Below are 12,201 nucleotides of genomic sequence, written 5' to 3'. Positions count from 1 at the left end.
ATGACGGACATATCGGGCGACCGGCCCTCGACCCCCACCCGTCGCGCCCTGCTGCTCGCCGGCGCGGGCGCCGCCCTCACGGCGGGGTGCGCCCGCACCGGGGCGTCCGGAGCCCCCGCCGCCGCCACCACCGGCGCGTCCGCCACCCCCGGCGCGACGACGGCGGCCGGGGCCGGGATCACCCCGGGCGCGATGACGCTGTTCAAGGATCCGGCGTACAACTTCAACGGTCTCCTCGCCCTCGGCGCCTCGGGCGCCGGCGCGGCGGAGGTCGGCGAGGTGCTCACCGCCGTGAACGCGATCAACGGAGCCGGTGTCACCGCGCAGGCCTACGTACGGACCTTCCGCGAGCTCGGCGACCGGCTCCTGAAGGCACCGCCCGGCGCCCCGGCCGACGGGCAGACCCGGCGCTTCCGGGCGCTGCGCGCGGCGCAGTACTACGGGCAGGCGCTGTTCTTCGTCCTCGGTTCCGACGATCCGGGCAGCGAGGAGGCGCTGTACAAGGCGGGGCGCGGGGCGTGGGACGCCTTCTGCGACCTGTGCGAGCCTCCGCCGGTGAAGGCGGACGTCCGGTACGGGACGACGCCGTTGCCGGTGTGGTTCTTCCGCCCCGACACGACGAACACTCCGCGCCCCACGGTGATCCTGACCAACGGCAGCGACGGGCAGAACGTCGACATGTGGACCTACGGGGTCCCGGCCGCGCTGGAGCGCGGCTGGAACGCCCTCGTCTACGACGGCCCGGGGCAGGGGCAGCTGCTCTTCGTCGACCGGGTGGTGTTCACGCCCACCTGGGAGAAGGTCGTCACCCCCCTCGTGGACTGGCTGTGGGCCCGCCCCGACGTGGACACCGACAGGATCGCGCTGACGGGGCTGAGCATGGCGGGGGACCTCGCGCCGCGGGCGGCGGCGTTCGAGAGCCGGATCTCCGCGCTGGTGGCCATGCCCGGCTGCGTGGAGCCGTGGCTGGGCTTCCCGCCGGAGATCCGCGAGATCCTCACCCCCGACAGGCAGCGGACCAATGACATCTGGAACAAGGAGGTGGTCCCCGAGCTCCCGCCGGACGCGGCGGCCGTGATGAAGAAACGGTTCGAACCGTTCTCCGCGGCCGCCATGCTCGAAGCCCGGCAGGGCAGGCTCTTCACCGACTTCTACACGCCGGCCACCCGCATCCGGGCGCTGTCGATCACCGACGTGGTGGGGCGGATCAAGGCGCCCACCCTGGTCCTGGACTACGAGGGCGAGCAGTTCTACCCGGGCCAGCCGCGCCGGATGTACGACGCGCTCACCTCGCCCAAGGACTACCTGAGGCTCACGGCCGCCGAGGGGGCGCAACTGCACTGCTCCCCCATGGCCCCGCAGCTGCACTGCGAGGTGGTGTTCGACTGGCTCCAGAAGACCCTGACGGGCGGCTGACGCCCCGCGCGGTGCGTCAGGCGCGGGGCGTCAGGCGCGAGGCGTCAACGTGCGGCGGCGGCGAGGGCGGAGACGTCCACCTTGTAGGGGGCGAAGCCGACGTTGTCCTTGCAGCCGAGTTCCTCGAAGGTGCTCACCCTGGTCTCCGGGTCGGTGTGGGTCAGGCGGTACTTGCAGGCGCCCTTGATGTAGTGGCCCTTGACGCCGCCGGGGAAGTCGACCTCCTTGTTCCAGAGGTACGGCGAGTTGTAGTTGTTCAGGCGCGCCGTGGCGTTGACGTCGATGCCGCCGGGCGCGTGGATCTCGTAGACCCAGCCCGTCTTGGCGGTGCCGTAGGTGGCGAACTTCTGCGCCACCCACTTCTCGCAGCTGGTGCTGAGGTGCGCGCTGTTCTGTCCGCCGCCCTTGACGATGTACTCGGCGAGGGGGGTCACCTGGGTGCCGCGCGGGGTGAAGCCCGTGTCGAAGATCTCCTCGACGGTCTCCCGGGTGTCACCGCGCCACAGCGTGTTGACGTCGCTGCGCCACTGCCAGCGCTCGCCGGCCGCGCCCGCCGCGACGTCCCGGTCGATCGAGTTGTCGGTCGTCGTGCGGTACCAGTCCCAGGCCCGGTACTCGACGGTCGGACCGCAGGGCTTGGTGAGTTCGTCCTCGGCCGCGACGGGGGCGGCCGTCGCCGGGGTGACCGCGACGGCCGAGACGAGGGAGACGGCCGCGAGGACCCGGAGAGCTGCCTGCAACATGGTGGGGACCCATCAGTTGATCAACATGACGGGCCCTTTTATAGGCGCCCTCCCCCGCCCCGGCGCTCTTCCGCCCGGCCCGTCCACCCGCCCGGGTGGAACAGTCGTACCGGGTAAAGGATTCAGCGCCCTTCAGCGCCCCTTCAGCGCGCTTCGGCGGGGGTCGCCGCGCCGGGCGCGGCCCCGCGGAACCGAACGGCCGTCTTGACAGCCCCCGTGCGCGGGTCGAGACTCCGCAAGGGCGCATCCTGGTGAACCGGTGGGGAGTCATGGGCTGTTCTGCGCGGGACCGCGGTACCGACGGCGCACACGGCGCCGTCCTTCCGCTGCCCCTGCTGACGTCCCGCCGCCACATCGACCTCCTGCGCGTGTGCAGTGCGGCGAATCCCCCGCACCTCGGCGGCTCCGCGCCCGCCCGCCCCTGATCCCGCGCACCACCGCTGCCGCACCGGTCCCGCGACGCGTCCACGACGCGGCGGGCCGTCGTCGTACGCCCGTGATCGAGCACCTGCACCCCAGGGAGACGCATGTCCGCCACTTCCCCGATCGCCGTCCCGTCCTTCCGAGGCAGGATCGGCCGTGACGCGCGCAGCGGCTACCCGGCCGTTCCCCACCGCTACCGCCTGCACCTCGCGCCGTCTTGTCCGCAGTGCCTGCGGGTCGCGATCACGCGGAGCCTGCTCGGTCTGGAGGACGTCCTCGCGATGACCCCGCTGCCCGCCGTGCCCGACGCTCCCGACGGGGGGCACCTGGCGTTGCGCCCCCTGTACGAGTCCAGCTCGCACCGGTATCCGGGGCCGGCGCTCGCCCCGGTGCTCAGCGACGACTGGACCGGACGGATCGTCAGCACGCACGCGCCCGACATCCTCGACGACCTGAGCCGGCGGTTCGGCGCCGCCGGCCCGTGCCTGTACCCGCGCGGCGCCGAGGACCGGATCGCGGCCGTCGAGCGCCTCTGCGAGCGGGGCGTCAACGCGGCGGCGCAGCGCGCCGGCCGCTCCGGCGTCGACGCGGCGGCGCGCGGGGCCGCGCTCGCGACGCTGCTGCGCGGGCTCGGCGTACTGGAGCGGCGCCTGGCCGCGGACCCGTACGTCCTGGGGGCGGAGCTCACGGCCGCGGACCTGAGCGTGTGGGTGACGCTGGTGCAGCTGGACACGGTGCACCGCTGGCACCTGGACGCGGAGGCGGTGTTCCGCGTCACCGACCACCCGCGGCTGTGGTCGTACGCCCGCCGGCTGGCGGCGCACCCCGCGTTCGGATCGCACCTCGACCTGGACGGCATCGTCCTTCGCCACCACGCGCGCTGCCGGGGATCGGAGGCGGCGGGCGCGGCGGTGCGGATCGTCGACTGGACCGGACACGTCCAGGGCGCCGTCACGGCTCCGTAGCACCATCCCGGCGGTCAGCGCTCGTCACGGCGCCGTCAGAGGACCTTGGAGAGGAAGGCGGGGGTGCGGGGGTGTCACGGGTCGTCCAGGACGGCCGCGGGCGGTCCCTGTTCCACGACGTCTCCTCCTCCCTCGACCCCGCCGGCTCCCGCATCGCCGCCCGCGCCGCGGCGACCGACGCCCCCGCCCGGGAGGCCCGTGGCGCACGACCGCCCCGGCGGCGACGCGCCGCCGATCGTGCCGCGCCGGCGCCTCGGCGTGCGGCTGCGGGCCCTGACGGCCCGCCGCGACCGGTAGCGGACCGGGCCGGCGACCTCCCGCGGGCGGTCGCCGGCGCTCTCGTCACACCCCGGAGGGCTCCCCGACCGCGTCGGGGGCGACGTCGTAGAGGCCGGGGCCGTCGAGGAACCGTATGGTGTTCGCGTCGCGCAGGACCGCCTCCTCCGTCTCGTGCACCAGCAGCGCGGAACCGGCGTACGTCATGTCGTCCACGGTGCGGGAGACCCGGTCGCCCGGCCGGAGGTAGACCTGGAGGTCGTGGAAGCTGTCCAGCGACCGGATCGCGTCCAGGTCGCGGTACCCCTTCAGCACCCCCTCGACGGGGGAGACCAGTGCGACGTGGCCGACGTGCCGGGTGCGCCGGTAGTCCTCGTCGGCCGTGCGGTGGAAGCCTTCGGGGTCGAGGCAGGCGCGCACCGTCCAGTCGAGCTGGGACTCGCCGATGGCGAGCTGCGCGTGTGAGGGCAGCCTGCCGCCGGAGAGGCGGGCGCCGACCTCGACGAGCCGAGGTCCGTCGTCGGTGAGCTTCAGCTCCAGGTGCGCGGGGCCCTGCCGGATGTCGAGCGCGTCGAGCACCCGCTCGCAGTAGGTGGCCAGCGCGTCCTGCACCTCGCCGCGCCGGGCCATGAGGTAGATCCCGTCGAGGAGGTCCGAGACCCCGTTGACGGCCAGCCGGGTGGTCCGCCAGATCTCGCAGATCCGGTGGTGACCGTCGCGGCTCACGGTGTTCACCATGTACTCCGTGCCGCGCAGGTACTCCTGCGCCACCACCCCGGTGTTCCGCTCGGAGAACACGTTCACGGTCCCGACCGTCCGGCGGTACGCGGCCACGGACTCCTCCGGGGTGTCACAGAAGAAGACGTGGTCGTTGCCCGAGCTGCGCAGCGGCTTGACGACGACCCGGCCGCCCAGGTCGCGGTGCCAGTCCGCCAACCGCCCCTCGTCCTCGATCAGGAGCTGTCGGGCCCCCGGTACGCCGGCCCGTTTGATCGTCTCGATCATCACGTACTTGTCGCGCCGCGCCTCGCTCGACGCGACCCCGTTGCCCGGCAGTCCGAGGGCCTCGGCGAGGGCGTCGGCGAGGGGGACGCCCAGCTCGCCGCCGGCCAGGACGGCCGTCGGGGCGTGGGCGGAGAGGCGTGCGACGGTGGTGGTGAGGTCCTCGTGGACGATGGTGTCCGCGTAGCCGTCCACCACGTACGACGACCGGTAGACCTCGGGCACCTCCCTGGTGCTCTGCACCCTGATCAGGACGGCGCCGGCCTGCCGGAACTGTTCGGCGAGGCGTACGGCCGGGATGTAGGGGTCGACGAGGACGACGTGGGGCGCTGCGGACATCACAGGCTCTCCTTCTCAACGTGTGCGGAAGTGTGGGGTGGGGAGGGGGCCGTCTCGGGTACGGCGCGCGGGGTCGGGAGGGACTTCGCGCGCGGCCGCGTCGCGGGCCAGGCCGCCAGGGAGACGAGCAGGATCGCGGCGCCGAGCGCGGCGAAGCCCCGGGCCGCGCCGCCGTGGTCCAGGGCGGCGCCGACGAGCGGCCCGCCGAGCGCGGCGCCGGCGGCCGTCGCGGTGGAGTACAGGCCGAGCGCCGACGCGCGGGCCCCGTCAACGGCGAAGGCGCCGGCGGCGGCCGCGGTGGAGGCGAAGGCCGGCGCGTTCAGCAGGGCGGCGGGCAGCAGCGCCACGGCGAGCCAGGGAACCCCGCCCACGAGCCCGACGGGCAGGGTGACCAAGCCGAGGGCGGCGACGGTCAGCGCGGGCGGGGGCCGCCGTTCCAGGGTCCCGTAGACGAGACCACCGGCGAACGAGCCCAGGCTGACCCCCATCAGAACGGGGGCGAGCCACACCTCCTGGTCGCTTCGGTGGAGGATCCCGACGATCCCCAACTCCGCGCCGGAGGCGAACATGCCGGCGGCGAGGGCGCAGGCGCAGGTGGCCGCCAGCCCCCGGCCCAGCCACCGGCGCGGCGGGGGCGCCGCGGCTGCCGTCGGCCCCTCGTCGGCGCGGGCCGGCGGCCGGGGATCGCGGACGATCACGGCCACGCAGGCGAGGACGAGCAGCAGCCCGATCGCCCGGACGGCGAGCGTGCCGGACGCCCGGGTCGCCAGTACGACGCCCAGGGCCGGGCCGATCAGGTAGGAGAGGGTGGTCAGCATGGAGTCCACCGCGAAGGCCGTGTGACGGTTCTCCTCGGGGACCAGGCCGAGGATCGCCAGGCGGGAGATCGTCGAGCCCTGGACGATGACCAGCCCCGACAGCGGAGCGGTGACGAGCAGTGCGGCGTAGGGCAGTTGCGCGGCCGTCGCCCAGAACAGGGTCTGGGCGACGGTGGCGACGGCGAGCACCGGACGCAGTCCGTGCCGGTCGATGCGGCGGCCCAGCAACGGGGAGCCCGCCGCGGCGCCGACGGTCCACAGGGCGATGACCAGTCCGGCCTGGGCGTAGCCGAGTTGACGCGTGGTCGTCAGGTGCAGGGTGAGTACCAGCGGGACGGCCACCAGGGGGATCTTGATCAGCGTCCCCAGCAGGAGCATCGACGGCAGTCCGGGGATGCCCAGTACTCGGCGGTAGGCGTGCAGTGTCGTGTCCTTCGTGGCGAGGCGGCGGCGTCAGTCGGCGATCCAGTAGCGGGTGAGGCGGCGCCGGGTGTCGGTGAAGGACGAACGTGAGTGGAACATCCGGTGGTTGTCCCAGATGAGCATCGCGTCCTCGGGGATGAGGACGGACACCTTGTGGTCCCGGAAGAAGTCCAAGGCCTGCCGCGCGAAGTCCACGCCCTCGTCGCCCAGGGGCGGCTCCTGCCGGCCGGCGCGTTCTTCCAGGCCCTCGGAGTAGTCGCCGGTCCGCAGGAGGGTGCAGCTCAGGCGGTTGATCGTGCCGCGCTCCGTCCGCTCGACGAGGGGCTTGTGATGGCCCTTGACGCCCGCGTCCTCGACGTAGGAGGGCCAGTACATCTCGCGTTCGTGGGCGAAGCGGCGCGTGCGCTCGTCCAGGCCCGCGACGAAGGCGTGCGCGTCGGCCAGCATCGTTTGGCCTCCGCCGCAGGTGGCCTGGACGCGACAGTGCAGGGCCAGGTAGCGCGGCGGCGGGTGCTGTCCCGGCGCCTCGGTGTGGGGGCGCAGCGTGTGGGCGCTGCGGGTGTCGCGTACCTTCTCGAAGCCCGGGTGGGCCTGGATGTCGTAGGTGAGTTCCCCGGTGCTCTGCGGGACCAGGGTGCCGAGGCTCGACGCGAGGGCGGCGGCCTCGTCGGGACCGGATAACGGCCGCGTCAGGGCGTAGCCCCGCTCAAAGAGATCGCGCACGGTTTCGGGGCTCAGGACATTCATGATTGCCGCCTGGGTAACTGGGAGGATTTGACGGATAGTTAAACATATACAAAGACTTGTCACATGAATCAGCCCCTCATTGGCGTCCTCGCTTCCACCCACAAGAAGCACGAGAAGCGCGCCCCCTTACACCCCGCGCATCTGCCGCTCATCGACGCCTCGATTCGCGCTCGAATGTTCCTCGAGACCGACTACGGCCGCTGGTTCGGATTCACGGACGAGCAACTCGCCCCGCACGTCGCCGGCATCCTGCCCCGGCACGAACTCATCCGCCGCAGCGACCTCGTCATGATGTTCAAGGCCACCCCCCGCGACCTCGCCGAGCTGCGCGACGGGCAGATCCTGTGGGGCGCGCCGCACTTCGCCCAGAACATGGAGACCACGCAGCTGGCCATCGACCGCAAGCTGACCGTGATATCCAAGGAGGCGATGCGCGACCGCCCGGAGGGCAGCGAGGTGGACCGCTTCGTGTTCCACCGCGTCAGCGAGATCGCCGGTTATTGCTCCGTCCAGCACGCGCTGCAGTGCGTCGGTCGGACCGGCGCCTGGGGCAAGCCCCTGGGGAAGGCGGTCGTGCTCGGGTTCGGCTCCACCGGGCAGGGGGCCGCGCGCGCCCTCCAGGCCCACGGCGTGCACGACCTGAGCGTCGTCACGCAGCGGCCGAGCTCCGCCGTCACCCCGCCCAGCGACACCGCCCGGATGGCGCAGCTCCACTACGACCACGCCGACCCGGCCGCGAGCACGGTGACCGTGCGGGGACGTACGGCGCCGCTGGCCGAGTTCCTGGGCGAGCACGACGTCGTCGTCAACTGCGTGATGCAGGACATCGACGCCCCGCAGGTCTACCTCACCGAGGGGGACCTGGCCCGGTTCCCCTCCGGCGCGCTCGTCGTCGACGTCTCCTGCGACGTGGCCATGGGCTTCGACTGGGCCCGACCGACCTCGTTCGACGAGCCCCTCGTCACGGTCGGCGGGCACGCCCGCTACTACGCCGTCGACCACAGCCCGACCCTGCTGTGGGACTCCGCCACCTGGGAGCTGAGCAGCGCCGCCCTGCGCTACCTGCCGATCGTCGCCGATCCGCGGGCCTGGGACACCGACGAGACCGTGCACCGGGCGCTCGAAGTGCGCGAGGGCGTCGTCCAGAACGCCGGGATCCTCGCCTACCAGGGCCGCTCTCCGCACTACCCCCACGCCACCGTGGCCTGATCGCGCGTGGCCTGATCGCGCGGGCACGAGCGCCTCGAATTCACCCCGGCCGGAATACGGGAAAGGGCCGCCGCGCATTCGCCCGAAAAGCGCTCGACGCATGCTTGAGCGACGCTTGAGAGGTACTTGAGTCGCCGGAACGGATCGCGCGGAAGTGAATCCGTTCCGGCCATTCGAACCATTCGCATGCGAACCATTCACATGCGAACCGTTCCGCGACGACGAAACGCGTCCCCGCCGTTCGGTGAACGGCGGGGACGCGATCGTTCTCCCTCGTTCAGCGGGTGGTGTATCCGCCGTTGAGGAAGAGGGTCTGGCCGTTGGCCCACCAGCCGTCGGTGAGCATGTGGCGCACCCACGGGACGATGTCCTCGATCTTGGTGAGGTCGCCGTTCATGGCGGAGGACTTGTGGTAGGCGACGGAGTCGTCGTCCTCGGCCGGGTAGAAGAACGAGGTGTCCATCGGCCCCGGGGCGATCGCGTTGACGGAGATGTTCCGGCCGAACAGCTCCTTCGACAGCGCGCGGGTGAAGTGCTCGACGGGGGCCTTGCTGCCCGCGTAGGAGGAGTACAGGCCGGTGTAGGCGGCCAGCAGCGAGGTGACGATGGTGATGATCTTGCCGCCGTCCTCCATCCGGCGGGCCGCCTCGCGCATGACGAAGAACGCGGCCTTGGAGTTGACCGCGAACATCCGGTCGTACTCCTCCTCCGTGATCTCGGTCAGCGGCTTCTTCAGGACCATGCCGGCGGTGTTGACGCTGAAGTCGAGCTTGCCGAACCGTCGGACGACCTCGTCGAAGACGCGCTCCACCTCGCCGACGTCGGTCAGGTCCCCCTGGATCGCGAAGGCCTCACCGGGGCCGGCGTTGATCCGCGCGACCACGTCCTCGGCCTTGGCCTTGGAGGAGTCGCTGTTGTAGTGGACGGCGACCTTCGCGCCCTCGGCACCGATCGTGGTGCTGATCAGGCCGCCGAGGTTGCGGGAGGCGCCGCCGACGAAGGCGACCTTCCCGCCCAGCGTCTTTTCCGGGTTGTTCACCATGACTGACTCCAGATCGCGAGGAACGGCTCAGCTGATACCCGACATCCCCATCGATAGCTACACATGTCGAGGGATACCGAGGGATGTCGGATTCGTTCGGAACTCGTGCACGGATCATCATGCACGGCGCCGAGGCGGCGTTCTTGCACATTCGACGCCGCCCTTGAACGATTCGCTCACCGATCCCGGTACGCGCCGCCACGTTCCGTGACCGCACGTGCCGGACGCCGGCGCCTGCCCGACAATGGGGAGGGTGGCCACCTCTCACATCAAGCCCCACCTGCGGTGCCTCACCAGCAGCGCCGACGACCTGGAGCACGCGGTCGTCGAGCGCGCCGTGGAGCGCGCGGCCGGCCTCGCGGACACGACGCCGCCGCCCGCCGGCCCCCGTTCGCACGTCGTGGTCGTACACTCCGGTCGCCCCACCGACCTGCGATGGAACGCCGACGGACACGCCCGCCGGGCCCGCTTCCATGCCGGTGACGCCCTCGTCAACCCCGCGGGCTGGGCCTCGCGGCCACGCTGGCAGGACGACGTGGAGCTGAAGCTCCTGGCGCTGGACCCGGCCTGGATGGAGAAGACCGCCGCGGAGAGCGGTGCGCCCGGCGTCTTCGAACTGGCGCCCTCCTTCCACTTCGGCGACCCGCTGCTCGTCCTGCTCGTGGAACGGCTGCTCGCCGAGTACGAGAACCCCTCCGGCGCGGACCCCCTGTACGCCGAGTCGCTGGTCCAGGCGGCCTCGGCGATCGTGGTCCGCCGGTGCGCGCGCGGCGGGACGCTCCCCGACCCGTCCGGCGGGCTGTCGCTGCGCCGCCTCTCCGAGGTGCGCGACTACATCCACGCCAACCTGGCCCGGCGCCTCACGCTCGACGAGATCGCGGCCGTCGCGGGCGTCAGCACCTCGCACCTCAACCGGCTGTTCAGGGCGTCCACCGGGGAGTCGCCGTACCAGTACGTGCTGAGGCAGCGGGTGGAGCACGCGCGACGCGCGCTCCTCGACACCGACGACTCCATCACGGACATCGCGCTGTACTGCGGCTTCGCGGACCAGAGCCACCTCACCCGCGCCGTCCGTCGCGCCACCGGACTGACCCCGCGCACGCTGCGCGCCGCTACGGCTCGATGAGGCCGACGCGGATCGCGTAGCGGGTCAGTTCGAGCCGGTCGCGCATCCCGAGCTTCTGGAGCAGGTTGGCGCGGTGGCGTTCCACCGTCTTCGCGCTGATGACGAGGATGTCCGCGATCTCCTTGGAGGAGTGGCCCTCGGCCACCAGCTTCAGGATCTCCTCCTCGCGCTCGGTGATCGCCCTGGCCGGCAGCGGGTCGCCCTGCCGGACCCGGTCGAGGTAGTTGCGGATCAGCGTGGTCTCGGCGCCCGGGTAGATGAACGGCTCGTCCCGGATGGCCGCCCGACAGGCCTCGACGAGGTCGCGGTCGGCGACGGACTTGAGGACGTAGCCCGCGGCTCCGGCCTTCAGGGCCTCGAAGAAGTACTGCTCGTTGTCGTACATGGTGAGGATGAGGATCCGCAGCCGGGGCCGGAGCCGGGAGAGTTCCCGGGCCGCCTGAAGGCCCGTCATGCGGGGCATGGCGATGTCGAGGACGGCCAGGTCGATGTCCTCGGTACGGGCCAGGGCGACGGCCTCGGCCCCGTCCCCGACCTCGGCGACCACCGTCAGGTCCGGTTGGGCGTCCAGGATGAGGCGTACGCCCTGGCGGACGAGGGCGTGGTCGTCGGCCAGGAGCACACGGGTCGGCCCCTGCTCGGGTGTGGTCACTTGCTCCCCTTGGTCCCGCGGTCGGTGACGGGTACGTCCAGTCGTACGTCGGTGCCGCCGTGCGGGCCGTCCCCGATGGCGAGTTCGGCACCGATCAGCAGGGCCCGTTCGCGCATGCCCTGGATCCCGGCGCCCTCGGCCGCGGCGCCGAGGCCCGCGCCGTCGTCCCGCACGAGGAGGCGTACCGCCCCGGCGGGCCGGTGGGACAGGTGGATCTCGACGCCCCTCGCGCGCGCGTGGCGGGCGGCGTTGGTCAGGGCTTCCTGGGCGACCCGGTAGAGGACGAGTTCGGTCGCGTCGTCCAACTCGGTCAGGCCCGGAGCGATGAAGTGCCGCACCGTCAGGGTGCCGGTGGTGAACTCCGCCGCCAGCGCCCGCAGCGCGCTGTGCAGGCCCAGTTCCTCCAGGACGCCGGGGCGCAGCCGGCGGGCGATGCGGCGGATCTCGTCCAGGCTGGTGCGGGTGGTCTCCTGAGCCTGGCGCAGTTCCTCGCGCAGCGGGTCGGGAGCACGGTCGGCGGCGTGCTTGAGCTGGAGCAGGACGGCCGTGAGGGTCTGACCGACCTCGTCGTGGAGTTCCCGGGCGATGCGCCCCCGCTCGGCCTCCTGCGCGGACAGCGCGCGGGCGCTGCTGGTGGCGCGTTCGGCCTCCAGGCGGCCGAGCATCGCGTTGAAGGAGGTGGTCAGCTCGGCGACCTCGCCGGGGCCCTCCACCCGGGCCCGGCCGCCGGGCCGCAGCAGGTCGACCGCGCTCATCGCACGGGTCAGCCGGCCGAGCGGAGCCAGACCGATCCGGAGTAGGACGGCGTTGGCGAAGAGCATGGCGGCCAGTCCCGCGAGGAGGACGACGGCCTCGCCGAACAGGACCGGGGTGGAGACGGTGACCGGTCCGAGCAACAGCAGGACGGCCGTGACGAGGACGGCGGCGTTGAGCAGGAAGATCCGCCAGTACAGCGACATGCCCGTCTCTCCCCTCGCCCTCTCTCTCGCTCCGCGTGCGCGCGGACGGCGCGCTCACCCC

The 12,201-nt window shown here is 72.3% G+C and carries 12 protein-coding genes; 5 read left to right on the top strand and 7 right to left on the bottom strand.

Annotated features, from left to right (window positions below; genetic code table 11):
- Complete coding sequence (locus tag ACZ6ZI_RS28495; RefSeq protein WP_469525377.1) at positions 1 to 1,416, top strand: alpha/beta hydrolase family protein; 1,416 nt, start codon at positions 1 to 3, stop codon at positions 1,414 to 1,416.
- A gap of 44 nt (positions 1,417 to 1,460) precedes the next feature.
- Here ACZ6ZI_RS28495 and ACZ6ZI_RS28490 read toward each other — a convergent pair whose 3' ends face one another.
- Complete coding sequence (locus ACZ6ZI_RS28490) at positions 1,461 to 2,159, bottom strand: scabin-related ADP-ribosyltransferase (protein ID WP_469525374.1); 699 nt, start codon at positions 2,157 to 2,159, stop codon at positions 1,461 to 1,463.
- A 269-nt stretch (positions 2,160 to 2,428) separates the two neighbouring features.
- Here ACZ6ZI_RS28490 and ACZ6ZI_RS28485 point away from each other — a divergent pair, with 269 nt between their 5' ends.
- Positions 2,429 to 2,584 carry a hypothetical protein gene (locus ACZ6ZI_RS28485; protein ID WP_469525372.1) on the top strand — a complete coding sequence of 52 codons (156 nt, stop codon included), beginning with the start codon at positions 2,429 to 2,431 and terminating at the stop codon, positions 2,582 to 2,584.
- A gap of 102 nt (positions 2,585 to 2,686) precedes the next feature.
- Positions 2,687 to 3,547, top strand: a complete 861-nt coding sequence (locus ACZ6ZI_RS28480) for a glutathione S-transferase C-terminal domain-containing protein (RefSeq protein ID WP_469525371.1) — start codon at positions 2,687 to 2,689, stop codon at positions 3,545 to 3,547.
- Between the two features lie 342 nt (positions 3,548 to 3,889).
- Here the strand turns inward: ACZ6ZI_RS28480 and ACZ6ZI_RS28475 are convergent, their stop codons facing one another.
- The 3 genes from ACZ6ZI_RS28475 to ACZ6ZI_RS28465 all read right to left on the bottom strand — a co-directional run bounded on the left by ACZ6ZI_RS28475 (position 3,890) and on the right by ACZ6ZI_RS28465 (position 7,152).
- Complete coding sequence (locus ACZ6ZI_RS28475; RefSeq protein WP_469525369.1) at positions 3,890 to 5,164, bottom strand: ATP-grasp domain-containing protein; 1,275 nt, start codon at positions 5,162 to 5,164, stop codon at positions 3,890 to 3,892.
- Positions 5,164 to 6,360, bottom strand: coding sequence for an MFS transporter (locus tag ACZ6ZI_RS28470; RefSeq protein ID WP_469525365.1), 1,197 nt, complete (start codon positions 6,358 to 6,360; stop codon positions 5,164 to 5,166). Before ACZ6ZI_RS28470 ends, ACZ6ZI_RS28475 begins: the two co-directional genes overlap by 1 nt.
- Before the next feature lie 75 nt (positions 6,361 to 6,435).
- Positions 6,436 to 7,152 carry a TauD/TfdA family dioxygenase gene (locus ACZ6ZI_RS28465; RefSeq protein WP_469525363.1) on the bottom strand — a complete coding sequence of 239 codons (717 nt, stop codon included), beginning with the start codon at positions 7,150 to 7,152 and terminating at the stop codon, positions 6,436 to 6,438.
- A gap of 63 nt (positions 7,153 to 7,215) precedes the next feature.
- Here ACZ6ZI_RS28465 and ACZ6ZI_RS28460 point away from each other — a divergent pair, with 63 nt between their 5' ends.
- Positions 7,216 to 8,361 carry a saccharopine dehydrogenase NADP-binding domain-containing protein gene (locus tag ACZ6ZI_RS28460; protein ID WP_469525360.1) on the top strand — a complete coding sequence of 382 codons (1,146 nt, stop codon included), beginning with the start codon at positions 7,216 to 7,218 and terminating at the stop codon, positions 8,359 to 8,361.
- Positions 8,362 to 8,638: 277 nt separating this feature from the next.
- On the opposite strand, the gene ACZ6ZI_RS28455 is transcribed toward ACZ6ZI_RS28460, so the two are convergent.
- On the bottom strand, positions 8,639 to 9,403 hold the full coding sequence (locus tag ACZ6ZI_RS28455) for an SDR family oxidoreductase (RefSeq protein WP_469525358.1): 765 nt from the start codon (positions 9,401 to 9,403) through the stop codon (positions 8,639 to 8,641).
- 253 nt (positions 9,404 to 9,656) lie between these two features.
- Here ACZ6ZI_RS28455 and ACZ6ZI_RS28450 point away from each other — a divergent pair, with 253 nt between their 5' ends.
- On the top strand, positions 9,657 to 10,529 hold the full coding sequence (locus ACZ6ZI_RS28450) for a helix-turn-helix domain-containing protein (RefSeq protein ID WP_469525356.1): 873 nt from the start codon (positions 9,657 to 9,659) through the stop codon (positions 10,527 to 10,529).
- Here ACZ6ZI_RS28450 and ACZ6ZI_RS28445 read toward each other — a convergent pair.
- The gene (locus ACZ6ZI_RS28445) at positions 10,516 to 11,181 is read right to left on the bottom strand and encodes a response regulator (protein ID WP_469525354.1); all 666 of its coding nucleotides are present in this window, start codon (positions 11,179 to 11,181) and stop codon (positions 10,516 to 10,518) included. The two genes, ACZ6ZI_RS28450 and ACZ6ZI_RS28445, sit on opposite strands and share 14 nt — an antisense overlap.
- Positions 11,178 to 12,140, bottom strand: coding sequence for a sensor histidine kinase (locus ACZ6ZI_RS28440; RefSeq protein ID WP_469525352.1), 963 nt, complete (start codon positions 12,138 to 12,140; stop codon positions 11,178 to 11,180). The genes ACZ6ZI_RS28445 and ACZ6ZI_RS28440 overlap by 4 nt, the downstream gene beginning before the upstream one ends.
- Positions 12,141 to 12,201 lie beyond the last annotated feature (61 nt).

The sequence above is a fragment of the Streptomyces sp. NPDC103540 genome, assembly GCF_055584445.1.
The sequence above is the reverse complement of the archived record's forward strand: the minus strand, read 5'-3'. Positions and strand labels throughout refer to the sequence as shown.